Source organism: Streptomyces sp. NPDC033180, assembly GCF_055577645.1.
Window position 1 is genome coordinate 873,854 of record NZ_JBVIPU010000001.1, and the last position, 15,207, is coordinate 889,060.

At 71.9% G+C, this 15,207-nt stretch carries 15 protein-coding genes; 11 read left to right on the top strand and 4 right to left on the bottom strand.

Features of this window, described 5'->3' with window-relative positions; all coding sequences use genetic code 11:
• Nucleotides 1-379: 379 nt before the first annotated feature.
• The 3 genes from ACZ5WE_RS03985 to ACZ5WE_RS03995 all read left to right on the top strand — a co-directional run bounded on the left by ACZ5WE_RS03985 (nucleotide 380) and on the right by ACZ5WE_RS03995 (nucleotide 2,851).
• Nucleotides 380-1,165 (top strand): aminotransferase class IV family protein, encoded by a 786-nt coding sequence (locus tag ACZ5WE_RS03985; protein ID WP_467687747.1) that lies wholly within the window; start codon nucleotides 380-382, stop codon nucleotides 1,163-1,165.
• A 297-nt stretch (nucleotides 1,166-1,462) separates the two neighbouring features.
• The gene (locus ACZ5WE_RS03990; RefSeq protein WP_467687745.1) at nucleotides 1,463-2,020 is read left to right on the top strand and encodes a hypothetical protein; all 558 of its coding nucleotides are present in this window, start codon (nucleotides 1,463-1,465) and stop codon (nucleotides 2,018-2,020) included.
• Nucleotides 2,021-2,248: 228 nt separating this feature from the next.
• Nucleotides 2,249-2,851: a class F sortase gene (locus ACZ5WE_RS03995; protein WP_467687906.1), complete on the top strand. Its 603-nt coding sequence runs from the start codon at nucleotides 2,249-2,251 to the stop codon at nucleotides 2,849-2,851.
• 33 nt (nucleotides 2,852-2,884) lie between these two features.
• Here ACZ5WE_RS03995 and ACZ5WE_RS04000 read toward each other — a convergent pair whose 3' ends face one another.
• The 3 genes from ACZ5WE_RS04000 to ACZ5WE_RS04010 form a co-directional block, all read right to left on the bottom strand.
• Complete coding sequence (locus ACZ5WE_RS04000) at nucleotides 2,885-3,667, bottom strand: sulfite exporter TauE/SafE family protein (protein ID WP_467687743.1); 783 nt, start codon at nucleotides 3,665-3,667, stop codon at nucleotides 2,885-2,887.
• An 83-nt stretch (nucleotides 3,668-3,750) separates the two neighbouring features.
• A complete protein-coding gene (locus ACZ5WE_RS04005; protein ID WP_467687741.1) occupies nucleotides 3,751-3,942 on the bottom strand; it encodes a hypothetical protein in 192 nt (63 codons plus the stop codon).
• A gap of 42 nt (nucleotides 3,943-3,984) precedes the next feature.
• A complete protein-coding gene (locus ACZ5WE_RS04010; protein WP_467687739.1) occupies nucleotides 3,985-5,439 on the bottom strand; it encodes a ferredoxin reductase family protein in 1,455 nt (484 codons plus the stop codon).
• Nucleotides 5,440-6,020: 581 nt separating this feature from the next.
• Here ACZ5WE_RS04010 and ACZ5WE_RS04015 point away from each other — a divergent pair.
• The 6 genes from ACZ5WE_RS04015 (at nucleotide 6,021) to ACZ5WE_RS04040 (ending at nucleotide 12,794) form a co-directional block, all read left to right on the top strand.
• Nucleotides 6,021-7,319, top strand: a complete 1,299-nt coding sequence (locus ACZ5WE_RS04015; RefSeq protein WP_467687737.1) for an NAD(P)/FAD-dependent oxidoreductase — start codon at nucleotides 6,021-6,023, stop codon at nucleotides 7,317-7,319.
• A 1-nt stretch (nucleotide 7,320) separates the two neighbouring features.
• Nucleotides 7,321-9,936 (top strand): nitrite reductase large subunit NirB, encoded by a 2,616-nt coding sequence (nirB, locus tag ACZ5WE_RS04020; RefSeq protein WP_467687735.1) that lies wholly within the window; start codon nucleotides 7,321-7,323, stop codon nucleotides 9,934-9,936.
• Nucleotides 9,933-10,256, top strand: coding sequence for a nitrite reductase small subunit NirD (gene nirD, locus ACZ5WE_RS04025; RefSeq protein WP_467687733.1), 324 nt, complete (start codon nucleotides 9,933-9,935; stop codon nucleotides 10,254-10,256). Before nirB ends, nirD begins: the two co-directional genes overlap by 4 nt.
• A gap of 45 nt (nucleotides 10,257-10,301) precedes the next feature.
• Complete coding sequence (locus ACZ5WE_RS04030; protein ID WP_467687731.1) at nucleotides 10,302-10,886, top strand: TetR/AcrR family transcriptional regulator; 585 nt, start codon at nucleotides 10,302-10,304, stop codon at nucleotides 10,884-10,886.
• Nucleotides 10,887-10,996: 110 nt separating this feature from the next.
• Nucleotides 10,997-11,773: an SDR family NAD(P)-dependent oxidoreductase gene (locus ACZ5WE_RS04035; protein ID WP_467687729.1), complete on the top strand. Its 777-nt coding sequence runs from the start codon at nucleotides 10,997-10,999 to the stop codon at nucleotides 11,771-11,773.
• A 73-nt stretch (nucleotides 11,774-11,846) separates the two neighbouring features.
• On the top strand, nucleotides 11,847-12,794 hold the full coding sequence (locus ACZ5WE_RS04040; RefSeq protein WP_467687727.1) for an oxidoreductase: 948 nt from the start codon (nucleotides 11,847-11,849) through the stop codon (nucleotides 12,792-12,794).
• Here the strand turns inward: ACZ5WE_RS04040 and ACZ5WE_RS04045 are convergent.
• Nucleotides 12,715-13,665, bottom strand: a complete 951-nt coding sequence (locus ACZ5WE_RS04045) for a discoidin domain-containing protein (RefSeq protein WP_467687726.1) — start codon at nucleotides 13,663-13,665, stop codon at nucleotides 12,715-12,717. The genes ACZ5WE_RS04040 and ACZ5WE_RS04045 overlap by 80 nt on opposite strands.
• A gap of 69 nt (nucleotides 13,666-13,734) precedes the next feature.
• Between ACZ5WE_RS04045 and ACZ5WE_RS04050 the strand changes: the two genes are divergently transcribed.
• Nucleotides 13,735-14,295, top strand: a complete 561-nt coding sequence (locus ACZ5WE_RS04050) for a hypothetical protein (protein ID WP_467687724.1) — start codon at nucleotides 13,735-13,737, stop codon at nucleotides 14,293-14,295.
• 344 nt (nucleotides 14,296-14,639) lie between these two features.
• Nucleotides 14,640-15,113: an Ig-like domain-containing protein gene (locus tag ACZ5WE_RS04055; RefSeq protein ID WP_467687722.1), complete on the top strand. Its 474-nt coding sequence runs from the start codon at nucleotides 14,640-14,642 to the stop codon at nucleotides 15,111-15,113.
• The last annotated feature ends 94 nt before the right edge of the window (nucleotides 15,114-15,207 follow it).

A 15,207-nucleotide genomic window follows, 5' to 3' on the forward strand; every position in this document is an offset into this window, starting at 1 on the left:
CGTCGTCGCCCAACCGCGGACGCCGCGGTCAACGGAGTCCAGAGACCTCAGGCGCACAGCGGCGGACACCGGTGAGTGCGGGGCGCGGATACCGCAGGCGAGCAGCCCGCACCTCTCGGGCAACGGGCACGGCAAACCCGAACGCACAACTGCGGACGCCAGTGGGCGCGGGGCGCGGAAGCCTCGGGCGAGCGGCCCCGGACACTGCGGGCGGCGGGCGGCGGGGGCACGACGAACCCGGCCGTGCGGCTGCGGGCACCGCAGGCGCACGGCCGGGAACGCCGAAGCGCACGGCCGGTCGAGAACACCGCAGGCGCACTACCGGGGACACCATGGGCCCCGCCGCCCCGGGGGCCTCCCCCGCCGTACCGTGAGCTCCATGACAACTCCCTCGCCTCTGCAGCGTCTTGAGATCGACGGGCGGGCCGCCACCGCCGACCGGCTGTTGTGGGCCGCGCTCGGTGGTGTGGGGCACTTCACCGCGATGCAGGTCAGGGGTGGTGCGACGCGGGGGCTCGGGCTACATCTGGAGCGGCTCGACGCGGCCACCCGTGAGCTCTTCGGGCGGGAGCTCGACGGCAGTCACGTCCGCGAGCTCGTCCGGCACGTGCTCCGCGACGACATCGCCGACGCGTCCGTACGCGTCCATGTCCACGCCCCCGACGGCGAGCCGTCCGTGACGGTCACCGTCCGGGCGCCCGGCGGGATGGCCGAGGGCGCGCAGGCCCTGCGGTCCGTCCCCTACCAGCGGCCCTTCCCGCACATCAAGCACCTGGGCGGCTTCGGGCAGGCCCACCATGGAGAGCTCGCCAGGCGGGCGGGCTTCGACGACGCGCTGCTCACCGGGCACGACGGGACCATCAGCGAGGGCGCCGTCACGAACATCGGCTTCTTCGACGGCACGGAGGTCGTCTGGCCCGACGCGCCGTGCCTGGAGGGCATCACCATGCGGCTGCTCGAACCGCGGCTCCCGGCCGCCGGGCTTCCCACGCGCCGGGCCCCGGTCACGCTCGCGGACCTCTCCTCGTACACGGCCGCCTTCGTCACCAACGCGCGCGGCATCGCTCCGGTGCGGCGGATCGACGGCACGGAGTTCGCGGTCGACGAGAAGCTGATGGGGACCCTGGCCGGGCTCTACGCCGACGTTCCCCGGGACGCCGTCTGAGGCGGGATCAGCTCCGGATCCGGGGGGACGGCATGCTCCCGGCGGACCCTCGAGTCACCCATTCACAGGCGCCCCGCGCCCCCTTCGGACACTTCTCGGCGACACGCCGCATGACCTGCCGGAACGTTCCCGTCGAAGTGTCAGAAGTCGCTCCACCACTGCTTTTCTGACCGTTCTTCAGGAGGCGTGCGCCGCCGAGTGGCACTTACCTCGGTAGAGCGGGGTTCGACCGACGCAGCGGCACTTGGGGGTGCCGCGGGCCGTGCCCTCTGATGGTCCCTCGGAGGAGCAAGCACGATGCGCAAAGCCCGCCTGCTGACCCCTGCCGCGCTCGCCGTCGCATCGGCGGCGCTGCTGGCACCCCCCGCCACCGCCGCGGCACTCGCCGCCGGTGGCGGCCTGGAGATCCACCCGACCACGGTCATGCCCGGCTCCACGGTCACCGTGAGCACCACCGCGTGCGGCAGCGACGGTTCCGCGTCGGGCGACGCCAGCGCGGTGGGCGCGGGCACCTTCACGCTCGCGTCGGGCTCGGACAAGGAGTACGAGGGGAGCGCGGCCGGTCAGTTCAAGGTGCCGCCGTCGGCTCAGCCCGGCACCTACGAGATCGTCGCCCAATGCTCCGGTTCCGGCGCTGACGGCAAGCAGGTGGCGGGCGACCTGGTCGTGACCATCACCTCCACAGCCGCAGCCCGTGATCAGCAGGTGGCCCCGAAGGGGCACGTGAAGACGGGGGTCGGCGGCGCTCTTGGCCCCGACCCCGCACAGACCGCGGCGGGTGTGGCAGCGCTTGCCGTCGCCGCCGCGGGCGGTACCTGGCTCCTGCATCGCCGGGCGAGAGGCGACAGGATCTGACGGACACCCTCCGCTGTCCACCGGTACCGCCAGCCCCCTCCCTCTCCGGGTCCGCCCGTGCCTCGCGGATACGGAGAGGGATGCGGGGACCGGCCTCCCCGAACCCTGAGGGGGACGAGTCGAGTGACGCGCAGGAAGAACCCCGGCGCCCAGAGCGCCGGTGAGAAGGGTCCCGGCGGGAAGAGCCCCGGCAGGAAGCCCCTCGGCGGAAGGGCCGTCAACTCCGCCATAGGCGCGGTCACCGTCCTGGCCCTGTGCTCCGGGGCATGGCTGCTGCGCAACGGCACCGAGTCCCATCCGCCGCCCCAGCCGTCCGCCGCGCAGGCCGCGTCGGCGCATCCCCGCTCCGGCCACGCCACGGCCGCCGCGGCGCTCCCCCCGTCCCCGCCCGACCGGATCCGCATCCCCTCGATCCGGGTCGACGCGCCCCTCATGGGGCTCGGCCTCACGCGGCAGGGCAGTCTCGACGTACCGCCGCCGAAGAAGACGAACCTCGCGGGCTGGTACGAGTCCGGGACGACGCCCGGCGAGCGTGGCACGGCCATCGTGGCGGGACACGTCGACAACGCCGACGGACCGTCCGTCTTCTACGACCTGGGCGGCCTGACCAGGGGCCACACCATCGAGGTCGAACGCAGGGACGGCAGCGTCGCGGTGTTCACGGTCGACGCGAACGAGGTCTACGACGCGAAGGACTTCCCGGACGAGAAGGTGTACGGGGCGGCGGACCGGCCGGAGCTGCGGGTGATCACGTGCGGCGGCGACTATTCGAGGAAGACCGGCTATCAGGGCAACGTGGTGGTGTTCGCGCACCTGACGAGCGTGCGCTGACGGCTGCGGCCCAAGGACGGCCGCTGTCTGCTCCTACGCGAGCCACTGCTCGTACGCCATCTTCGCCACGAGCCCGAAGACGGTGGTGAGCAGCACGATCCGGACGAAGCCGCTGCCCTTCTTGAGGGCGGTGTGCGCGCCGAGCATGCCGCCGGCGAGGTTGAAGACGGCCATCAGGCCGGCGAGTTGCCACAGGACCGCGCCCTGCCAGGCGAACATCGCGAGGGCGCCCGCGTTGGTGCAGCAGTTGACGATCTTGGCGGTGGCGGAGGCGGACACCAGGTCGAGGTGGAGCACGGCGGTCAGCGCGAGCACCAGGAAGGTGCCGGTGCCGGGCCCGATGAGCCCGTCGTAGAACCCGATGCCGAGGCCCGCGAGCCCGATGGCGGCGAGGATGCGCCTGGGCGATGCGGGGCGGGCGGACGGCGCGGTGCCGAAGGCGGGCCTGAAGATGACGAAGGCCCCGACGCCGAGCAGCACCACCATGATCACGGGCTTGAGCACCTCGGTGCTCATGCCGGCCGCGAAGAAGGCGCCGCCCATGGACCCGGCGAGCGCGGCAAGACCGATCCGCACGGCGGTGGGCACGTCGACAGGTGTCTTCCTCACGTACGTCACCGCGGCGCCGGTCGTCCCGACGATGGCGACGGCCTTGTTCGTCCCCAGGGCGTGAGCGGCCGGGGTCCCGCCCGGCAGGCCGAGGAGCAGGGCGGGCAGGAGGAGCAGCCCTCCGCCGCCCACCACCGCGTCGATCCAGCCGGCCGCGAGGGCGGCGACACAGAGGACGACGACGGTGGTCAGCGATATGTCGGGCATGATCGCGACCTTATGGAGAGAGTGATCACGCCGTCCATGAATTCAGGGAGAGTTGAGGGTCTTCAGAGGTTTCGGTTCCCACCTCAGGGAGCCGCCTGAGGTGCCGGAACCCCCGCAGGGGCGCGATCGGGAGCAGGCGGTGCCGCCGGTTCGACCGTGAGGGCGAGGACGGTGGCGACCAGCGCGCTCGCTCCGGCGAGGCCCGTCGCCAGCTTGCGGCGTGCCTGCAGGGTCGGGCCCTGGACCGGGACCACGGGTTTGCGGTGACGTCCCACGTCAGCCCCTCTCAGAAGGCGATCAGAAGGCGATCAGAACGATCAGAAGGTGAAGCACTCGGCATGGATGCGCTCCTCGGGCACCCCGGCCCGGACGAGCGCGGCAGTGGCGGACGAGGCCATCGCGGGCGGCCCGCACAGATACACGTCGTGCTCGGCGAGGTCGGGGATGAGATTGCGCAGGGCCTGCGGGGCGAGCGGATCGAAGGAGGCGTCGGAGCGCCCGAGCAGATAGTGCAGCCCCGCTCCCCTGCTCCGGGCGATCTCCTCCAGCTCGTCCCGCAGTACGAGTTGCTCCGCGCTGCCCGCCCGGTACAGGAGCGTGATGTCCCCGGGCCCGCCCGGCAGCGTCTCGAACAGCGCCCGCATCGGGGTGATCCCCACTCCCCCCGCGAGCAGCAGCACCTTCCGCTTCGTACGCCGATGCGCGGTCAGCGCCCCGAAGGGCCCCGTGGCGAGCACCCGCGTCCCCGGCTTCAGGCGCCGCATCCGCCGCGTGTGGTCACCGAGGGCCTTCACCGTGATCCGGAGGGTGTCGTCGCGCACGGGCGCGGACAGCGAGAACGGCAGGGCGGTGCGCCAGAGCCTGCGCCGCAGAAAGCGCCAGCGGAAGAACTGCCCGGGTTCGGCGCGCAGTTCGTCGAGCCCGATGCCCTGCATCACGACCGACACGACACCGGGGCCTTCGTCGCGTACGTCGATGACGCGCAGGCTGTGCTTCAGGGCCTGCCGGGCGGGCACGACGACGCGGTACCAGACGAGCAGCACCGCCACCGTGGCGTGCAGCATCGACCACGCCCAGACCGTCAGGATGCCGCCCGCCACGTCGGGCCCCGCGAGCTGGTGCACGAAGGCGAGCGCCGCGCCGAGATAGGTGAGCAGATGCACGGCCCGCCAGGTCTCGTGCGGGACGCGGCGGCGCATCGCGCGCGCCGACGTGACGCCGACGGCCATGAGCAGGGCCGTGCCGAAGACGGCGAGGGCGAGGCCCGGGTAGCCGAGCAGGTCGAGGCCCGCGCTGAGGAGGTCGGTGTCGGCGTGCACGGCGTATCCGCACAGGGCGAGCAGGGCGTGGCCCAGGCACAGGGTGAGTACGTAGCGACCGCCGAGGGCGTGCAGCCTGGCGAGCCGGTCGGCGCCGACGCCGTGCTCGACGGCGGGCACGCGGGCCATCAGGAAGAGCATGACGAGGACGCCGTACCCGGCGAGCAGTCCGGTGAGGTGGGCGCCGGTCGCGAAGAGCACGTCGAGCCGGGCCGAGGGTTCGGCCTGCACGGCCCAGAGAGCGGTGACGGCGAGGCCCACGGCGAGGATCCCGTTGCGCAGGGCGGCGGGGGTGAGGCGGATCGGGGTGACGGGGGTGGCGGCGGCCCGGGGCCGCGGGGGCTCCGCGGGCATCGGCGCAACCGGCGTCCCCTCCGTCTGCCGCAGGTACGCGGACAGCGCGGGGTAAGCGTCAAGTCGGGAATCGGCTAGGTCGGCTACGTCGGTGGTCACCGCCGCAGACTAGGTGCGGGGCGGGGGCAGAAGTGGCTGGTCAGACGGATACTGCTGATCCTTAAGGCGGACTTGAGGATCGGCTCAACGGTGGTTAAGCCGGCGCGGTGTTGGTCCGTCTTTGGGGCAGGGCCGCGCCGGTATGTCCGTCCTCTCTATCGTCCGGTGGCCGCGCGGCTACTTCGGCACCGGAGCGCCACGAACCGTGCTCCGGGCAGACATACCGACACGTCCCCTCACGCGCGCTGCCGGGTCACGGGCGGGTGGGCGGGAAAGGCCTGTTCGGCGAGGGCCGGACGCGGGGCAGACGGGCGGGTGGGCGGGAAAGGCCGGTTCGGCGAGGGCCGGACGCGGGGCAAACGGGCGGGTGGGCGGGAAAGGCCGGTTCGGCCAGAGGCGCACGCGGGGCAAACGGGCGGGTGGGCGGGAAAGGCCTGTTCGGCCAGAGGCGCACGCGGGGCATCCCCAAGGCCCCCGGCCAGACCCCTCACATCCCGCCCCGGCCCCCGCTGAGGGCAGCGTTCCCGCAGGGAAACAGTCAGGATGCCGCCGGGTAACACCGCCCCCGCACGCTGCCGTACATGACCTCATCGACCCCGAGCCCCGCGACCCCCGTGGTGGTGATCGGCAGCGGCCTCGCCGGTGTCCGCCTCGCCCAGCGCCTCGGGGGCAACGGCACCAGCACCGTCGGGGTCACCCTCATCGGAGAGGAACCCCACGCCCCGTACAACCGCGTGCTCCTCGCCGACGTCCTCGCCGGACGGCTCGGACCGGACGTCATCGGTCTGCCGCCCGTCCCCGGCGACTTCCTCCGCACCCGCGCCGTCCGCGTCGACCGCGCGGACCGGCTCGTGCACTGCGCCGACGGCAGCGTCGTCCCGTACGGCACCCTCGTCCTCGCGACCGGCTCGAACCCCGTCCTCCCTCCCCTGCGCGGCCTCTTCGAGCCCGGCGCCGTCGAGCTGCCGGAAGGGGTGCACGCCTTCCGGACCATGGACGACTGCCTATCCCTGTCCGAGGCCGTGCGGCCAGGCACCCGCGTAGTCGTCATCGGCGGCGGCCTCCTCGGCGTATCGGCCGCCCGCGCGCTGGCCGTCCGTGGCGCCCAGGTCGTCCTCACCCAGCAGGGCGACCGCCTCATGGAGCGCCAGCTCGACCCGGCCGCGAGCGCACTCGTCCACCGGCACCTCACCGAGCTCGGGGTGGAGGTGCACACCGAGTGCCGGGTGCGCGGCGTGCGGCAGGCCGACGGGGCCGTGCAGTCGGTGGAGCTCGCCGACGGTTACGTACTCGGCACCGACCTCACCGTCCTGGCCTGCGGCGTCCGCCCCCGCACGGGCCTCGCGCAGGCCGCGGGCCTGGACGTACGCCGCGGGATCGTCGTCGACGACGAGCTGCGCACCTCCGACCCGCACATCCGCGCTATCGGCGACTGCGCCGAGCACTCCGGCGAGGCCCGCTGCCTCGCGGCGCCCGCGCTCGAACAGGCCGACGCCCTCGCGGACGCCCTGCTGTCCCCGCGGGACGCCCGCCCCTACGCCGGCACCCGTGCCCTCACCCGCCTCACCCTGCACAACGGACGCCCCGGCTCCGCTCCCCTGGACCTGGCGGCCTTCGGCGACCCCGAGCACCGGCCCGACGACGACGTCGTCCAGCTCGCGGACGCCACCCGTGGCACGTACCGCAAGGTCGTCGTGCGCGGAGACCGCCTCGTCGGCGGCGTACTGCTCGGCGAGCTCACCGCCGTCGGCGCGCTCGCCCGCGCCTGGGAGGCCGACGACCCGCTGCCCGACGACGGCAGCCCCCTGCTCCACCTGCTCACCCTTCCCCAAACTCTCGACTCCGCTCGAGCAGGGGAGACCCCAATCGGAGGCCTCTGAGATGCCCACGGACACCCCCAGCCCCCGCCACGGCGCGCACGACAACACCATCGTGCTGGTCGGGCACGGCATGGTCGGCCAGCGCTTCCTGGAGGCCATCGCCGCCCGAGGTCTCACCGACAACCACCGTGTGGTCGTCCTGTGCGAGGAGCCTCGGCCCGCCTACGACCGCGTACAGCTCACCTCCTACTTCGCGGGCCGCACACCCGAAGAACTCTCCCTCACCGACCCGGAGTTCATCGAGAAGCACGGCATCGAGCTGCACGTCGGCGATCCCGCCGAGACCGTCGACCGCGACGCGAAGACCGTCACCGCGCGCTCCGGGCAGACCTTCGCCTACGACACCCTCGTCCTCGCGACCGGCTCCTTCCCCTTCGTACCGCCGGTGCCGGGCAAGGACACCACGGGCTGTTTCGTCTACCGCACCATCGAGGACCTGCTCGCCATCGAGGAGTACGCGAAGACGTACGCCACGACCGGCGCCGTCGTCGGCGGCGGGCTGCTCGGACTTGAGGCGGCGGGCGCCCTGCGCGGACTCGGACTCGCCACGCACGTCGTGGAGTTCGCGCCGCGCCTGATGCCGGTGCAGGTCGACGAGGGCGGCGGCGCGGCGCTCCTGCGCACCATCACCGGCATGGGCCTGACCGTGCACACGGGCGTCGGCACCCAGGAGATCGTCGGCACGGACGGTGCCGTCAGCGGGATGAAGCTGTCGGACGGCAGTGAACTGGCCACCGATCTGGTGGTGTTCTCGGCCGGCGTCCGGCCCCGCGACCAACTCGCCCGCGACTGCGGCCTTTCGGTGGGCGAGCGCGGCGGCATCACCGTCGACGAGCAGTGCCGCACCAGCGACCCGTCCGTGTACGCGATCGGCGAGTGCGCCCTGGCATCGGACGGCCGGGTCTACGGCCTGGTCGCGCCCGGCTACGAGATGGCCGAGACGGTCGCCGCCTCGATCGCCACGGAGGAGTCGAGCTTCACCGGCGCCGACCTGTCGACCAAGCTGAAGCTCCTCGGCGTGGACGTCGCCTCCTTCGGCGACGCGCACGGCGCGACCCCGGACTGCCTGGACGTCGTCTACTCCGACTCGCGCTCGGGAACGTACAAGAAGCTGGTCATCGGCGCTGGCGGTGAGCTGCTCGGCGGCGTCCTGGTCGGCGACGCCGAGGCGTACGGCGTGCTGCGGCCGTTGACCGGGAGCGTGCCGCCGGTCTCGCCGGAGCAGCTGGTGCTTCCCGCGGGCGCGGGCGGCCCGGTGGCGCTCGGCCCGTCCGCGCTGCCGGACTCCGCGGTCATCTGCTCCTGCCACAACGTCACCAAGGGCTCGATCCGCGGCGCCGTCACCGAGCACAGCTGCACCACCGTGCCCGAGGTCAAGAAGTGCACCAAGGCCGGTACGGGCTGCGGCAGTTGCGTGAAGGTGCTCGGCCGGCTGGTCAACGACGAGCTGGAGGCGTCGGGCGTCGAGGTCGACAAGGGCCTGTGCGGCTGCTTCGCCCAGACGCGCCAGGAGCTGTACGAGATCGTCCACACCCTGGGCGTCACCTCCTACCGGCGGCTCCTGGACTCCCACGGCCGCGAGTCCGCGCGTGGCACGGAGGGCTGCGAGACCTGCAAGCCGACGATCGGCTCGATCATCGCCTCGCTGGCCCCGACGATCGGCGCCGACGGCTATGTCCTGGAGGGCGAGCAGGCCTCCCTCCAGGACACGAACGACCACTTCCTCGCCAACCTCCAGAAGAACGGCTCCTATTCGGTCGTGCCGCGCATCCCCGGCGGCGAGATCACCCCGGACAAGTTGATCGTGATCGGCGAGGTGGCACGGGACTTCGGTCTCTACACGAAGATCACCGGCGGCCAGCGCATCGACATGTTCGGCGCGCGCGTCGAACAACTCCCCCTGATCTGGACACGGTTGGTGGACGCGGGGTTCGAGTCGGGGCACGCGTACGGGAAGTCGCTGCGTACGGTGAAGTCGTGCGTCGGGCAGACCTGGTGCCGCTACGGCGTGCAGGACTCGGTCCGGATGGCGATCGACCTGGAGCTGCGCTACCGCGGCCTGCGCTCCCCGCACAAGCTGAAGTCGGCCGTCTCCGGCTGCGCCCGCGAGTGCGCGGAGGCCCAGTCCAAGGACTTCGGCGTGATCGCCACGTCGAGCGGCTGGAACCTCTACGTGGGCGGCAACGGCGGCGCGACACCGCGCCACGCGGACCTGCTCGCGCAGGACCTGTCCGACGCCGAACTGGTGCGCCTGATCGACCGGTTCCTGATGTTCTACATCCGTACGGCGGACCGCCTGGAGCGCACGTCGACCTGGCTGGAGCGGATCGAGGGCGGCCTCGACCACGTACGGGACGTGGTCGTGCACGACTCGCTCGGCCTCTGCGCCGAGCTCGAGGCCCTGATGGCCGACCACGTCGCGCACTACCGCGACGAGTGGTCCGAGACCATCAACGATCCCGAGCGCCTCGCGCGGTTCGTGTCCTTCGTGAACGCGCCCGACGTCCCGGACCCGACCGTGAGTTTCGTCCCGGAACGGGACCAGATCAAGCCCGACCTGCCGCTGCTGTCCATCGGCTCCCGCCCCCGCGACCTGGAAGGTGCCACATCCCGATGAGCATTCAACTCCGCCTGGAAGAAGACTGGTTCGAGGTCTGCGACCGCGCTCACCTCCAGCCGGGGCGCGGCATCGCCGCGCTGCTCCCCGACGGGCGCCAGGCCGCGCTCTTCATCGACCGCGCGGGCCGCGCGTACGCGATCGACAACCGCGACCCGTTCACGGGCGCCGCGGTGCTCTCGCGCGGCCTGCTCGGCGCGGCGGCGGGAAGGCCGTTCGTCGCCTCGCCGCTCCTGAAGCAGCGCTTCGACCTGGAGACGGGGCGGTGCCTGGACGACGACTCGGTGACGGTTCAGACGCACACGGTTCGGCTGGCCTAGCAGACTTACTTGACCATGCGTTCCAGAACGTCTTAGTCTCTCCTCGTGGCCAGGACCAAGGAATTCGATCCGGACGCCGTGCTCCAGTCGGCCCTAGAGCTGTTCTGGCGGCGCGGCTACGAGGCGACGTCGATGGCCGACCTCGTCGAGGAGCTCGACATCGGACGCGCCAGCATCTACGCGACGTTCGGCAACAAGCACGCGCTGTACCTGAAGGCGCTGGAGCGGTACGCCGCTCTCCAGAACCCGCGCCTGCTCGCCGAGCTCTCGCAGCCGGGCCCCGCACTCCCCGGCGTCCGTGCGGTGGTGCGCCGCTGCGGGAGTGAGGCATCCTCCGACGAGGGGCGCCTCAACGGCTGCTTCATCACCAATACGGCGGCCGAGCTCGGCCCGCACGACGAGGCGGCGGCCCGCTGCGTCGAGCGCAGCTGGGAGCACATCGAGACGCTGCTGCACTCCGCGCTCGTCCGCGCGCAGGCGCAGGGCGAGCTCCCGGAGGGCCGCGACCCGCTCGCCCTCGCGCGCATGCTGGTGACCCTGATGCAGGGGCTGCGCGTGGTCGGCAAGGCGTCGAAGGACGGGGCGCGACTCCGTGACGCGACGGAGCAGGCACTGAGCCTGCTCGACTGAGCTCCGCCCCGCCGCCCGCCCCACTGCCTGCCCCACCGCCCCGCCCTTCCCCCTGGCTTCCTTTTTCATGCCCTCATACTGAACCGATCGTTCAAGAAAAGAGTCTCTTCATGACTTCAGCGCCGCGCACCCGCTTCGCAGGGCGCACCGCCCTCGTCACCGGCGGCGGCTCCGGTCTCGGCCGCGCCATGGCGCTCGCGTTCGCCGCCGAGGGCGCGAACGTCGTCGTCGCCGGGCGCACCGAAGGCCCGCTCAAGGAGACCGTGGGGCTCATCGAGGACGCCGGCGGCACCGCGGTCGCCGTCACCGCCGACGTGTCGAGCTCCGCCGACCTCGCGGCGCTCGTCGAGGCCACCGTCGAGCGGTTCGGCTCCCTGGACGTGGCCGTCAACAACGCGGGTGTCCTGCGCGCCGGGCAGCCGGTCGCGGAGCTGCCCGAGGAGGACTGGCGGACGATGCTCGACATCAACGTGACCGGCGTACTGCTCGCCCTGCAGGCCGAGGTGGAGCAGATGCGTACGCAGCCGGGTGGCGGGGCGATCGTCAACATCTCCTCCACGCTCGGCGCCCACATCAGCCTTCCGGGCACGATCGGCTATGGCGCCACGAAGGCGGCGGTCTCCGCTCTGAGCAAGGGCGCCGCAGCCGAGTACATCGGGGAGGGGGTACGGATCAACGCGGTGAGCCCCGGCTCCTCCGACACCAGCATGTCGTTGCGCCAGGGCGAGAGCCTGGCCGAGCGCTCGGAGCGCATGAAGAGCGCGACGCCGCTCGGCCGCGTCTCGACGACCGCGGAGGTCGCGTCCGCCGTGCTCTACCTCGCATCGGACGAATCAGCGTCGGTGGTCGGCGCCGATCTGGTGATCGACGGGGGTGCCGCGGCCTGACTCACTGCCCTAGGCTCGCCCTGCCTGCTCTCGGGTAGGAACAGGCGTGCGCCCAAGCAGAGGGAGCGGTGTCATGACGGGCTGGAACGCGAGCGACATCCCCGCCCAGAGCGGCCGTACCGCCGTGGTCACCGGTGCCAACAGCGGCATCGGATACGTCACCGCACGCGAACTCGCCCGTCGTGGCGCGCGCGTGGTGCTCGCCTGCCGCAGCGAGGAACGGGGGACGCGGGCGCTGGAGCGGCTGCGGTCCGAAGTGCCTTCGGCAGATGCGGAGTTCAGGCGGCTCGACCTCGGCGACCTCGGTTCGGTACGGGAGTTCGCGAAGACGTATGACCGCGGCCACGGCGGCGACCGGGGTGACGGACTCGATCTGCTCATCAACAACGCGGGCGTGATGGCACTGCCCTACCGGCAGACGGCGGACGGCTTCGAGACGCAGTTCGGCGTCAACCACCTGGGCCACTTCGCGCTCACCGGACTGCTGCTGCCCCGGCTCCTTCGGACGCCCGGGGCCCGGATCGTCACTGTGTCCAGCGCGTTCCACGTTCTGGGGAACATCGACATCGGCGACCTCAACAGCGAGCGCGACTACCGGCGTTGGGTCGCCTACGGCCGCTCCAAGACGGCGAACCTCCTCTTCGTCCACGAGCTGGCGCGTCGCCTCGCGGCCATCGGCTCCGAGATCGTGACAGCCGCGGCGCACCCCGGCTACGCGGAGACGAATCTGCAGGCCGCCGGGCCCAGGATGGAGGGGCGCAGGGTGGCCGAGCGCCTGATGGGGCTTGGCAACCGCGCCCTGGCCCAGCCCGCGACGGCGGGCGCCCTGCCCTCGCTGTACGCGGCCACGGCGCCGGGAGTCCGCCCCGACTCGTTCACCGGGCCCAGGGTTCTGGGGTGGCGGGGGGCGCCGGCGAAGTCCTGGCGAGCGAAGTGGACCCTCAACGACACAGCGGGGGAACGGCTTTGGGCGGCTTCGGAGGGGTTGGCGGGGGTGCGGTACGCGGCGCTGGAGGGGTGAGGCACCGCTGACACCCCACACGCGACGCACCGCTGACGCCCCTCCCACGCTGGTCGTCGGCCCACCGCGTGGCGGGATCCCCGTCGACGGCGTTCTCGGGGCCGAGTGACGCGGTCTCCGCGGAGGAAGCCGTCGCCTTCCGCCCCCGCGCCAGATCGGGGAGGTCGAAGACCTGCGCCGACCACAGCGCCCAACGAACCCGTCCCCTCTCCCGCCCCCGCACTCGCACATAGCGGGCCCGGGCGGTGGTGAACTCCAGCTCGTCCCAGCCGGGTTGGTCGCGCCCGCGGCGGGCAGCGACCTTCCGCCAACCGTCGCCCCCGCTCTCCGCCACCTCGATGTCGTACGAACGCCCGTGCTCGCTCCCCCAGTCGAGCCGCACCCGCGCCACGTCCCGCACCTCCCCGAGGTCGATCCGCAGCCAGGGGCCGCCTCGTTCGAGGCCGCTGGTCCAGCGGGTGACGGGGTTGCCGTCGGAGGCATACGAGGGGTGCGCGCCGGAAGAGGCGGCGGCGGGAGCACCGAAGGCAAGCTCGTCGGGCTCGGAGAGGGTGGGGGCGACGGTGGTCAGCCCCGGCCCCACCGAGCCGCGCCGGAGCAGCGCGGTGAACTCCCCATACGTCACCCCCTGTTCGGCGCCGCTCCACATCTTCTGGGCGAGCGTGCCGTAGGTCTTCTCGATGAGGCCGTGCACGTTTTGCTGGGTGTAGGTGGCGTGGACGAGGTCGTTCCACACGGCGGACATCGCGCCGCGCAGCGCGGGATCGCCGGGAGCGAGGCTCTCCTCCCCCGGGAAGACGTGGGGCTCCCAACTGTCGTACAGGTAACGGCCCTCGAGGCCCTGCCCGTGGTAGTAGTCGGTGAACAGCACGACGTACAGCAGCGCGTCGTTCGGAGCGGCTCAACGCCGCCAGGGAAGCCTGCGGGAAGGGATGAAGTGATGACATTGCGTTCCGATGTGGCCGAGTTGCTGGCGGAGACCGGCATCATCGACGTGGACGTCGACAAAGCCGTCGCGGACGACCACGCCCGAACGTCCGCGTACCTACGCGTCCTCTCCGTGACCGCTGCCTCGCAAAGCCGCGACCGGGGCCGGGACCGCGCAATCGTGGCCACGATCCTGCGCGACCCCGACGAGATGGGGTCCAAGACGGCAGTGGTCGCCCTCGTGGACGAGATCGCGAGGAAGGTGTCCGGTCCCGCCGAGTTCCGACAGTGGTCGGCCGAACTGCTGCCGGAGATCGACCAGCTCAAGACGGAGGCGTACCGCGAGTTCATCCGCCGCCGCATCCACGACTGGTTGTTCTGCCTGTCCATCGAGGACGGTCACGTGCCGACGTCGGCCGAGTTGGCGGAGGTCACGGACTGGATGCAGCGCTACCTCGCCGAGTGGTCGAGGTCGCCGGCGGTACTCGCCGTGGTCGCCGAGGCGGCCAACACCAGGAAGACACGGAACATCGCGAGGAACCGAGCCAGAAGCCGCGAGCTGAGAATGGGATGAGTCGGTGGCGGCCTTGGCTCGACCGTCTCAGCCGCTCATGCCCGAAGGGGCAGCACCCCCACAGGGTGTAGGGGCCGACGCGGCGGGCTTGCGGCCCGGCGCTGCCTACAGCGCCGTCGGCTGGCATCTGCCCCCAGACGTCGGGGAGAGGAGTCGCCGCACACACCTCGTGCAGCACCTTGTGCCTCTCCACCACTTGACTGCCGACGACCGGTGAAGGCCGATGATCCAACCAGGTTGCTTTTGGGCGTCGCCTCCCTGGAAGGCAACTGGGATCGCCCTAGCGTGAAGCCGCACGGCGTCCGCAATCAGCGGGCCCGGCGCCGGAACAAGGAGCCGAACCGGTGAGGATCACACCACGCAGAGGGAGACTGGTCGTCGCCACAGCCCTGGCAGCCGTGCTGGGGTTGGCCTCGCCCGCCTGGGCCGTACCGTCAACCACAGTGGTGACGGCGGCTCCGCAGTCCGCCGAGGTGGACACTCAGGTGGAGCTGACAGCCACGGTTACCTGCGCCGACGACCCCACCGGCGGGCTCGGCGTCACGTTCTTCGACGGCAACGTCCTGCTCGACACCGTGCCGGTCGAAGCCAACAACGAGGCCAGCTACACCGTCACGTTCACCACCGTCGGCTCGCACGAAATCACCGCCGCGTACAACGGCAACGCGAATTGCGCAGCCTCCAACGACACCACGTCCGTCGAGGTCACGTCCACCCCGACACCGCCCGGCCCGCCCCCCTCCTTCTGTCTCCTCGCCTGCGGCGGACTGATCAACTTCTCCGTCGGGGACATCAACAACACCATCACCACCTCCTAGCCCGAGAGCCGCACCCGCACCCGCACCCGGAGGGCACAACGGCTTCCGACGGGTTCAACGGCAAACCAACGCCACCAAACGTCGCTCAGCCTGC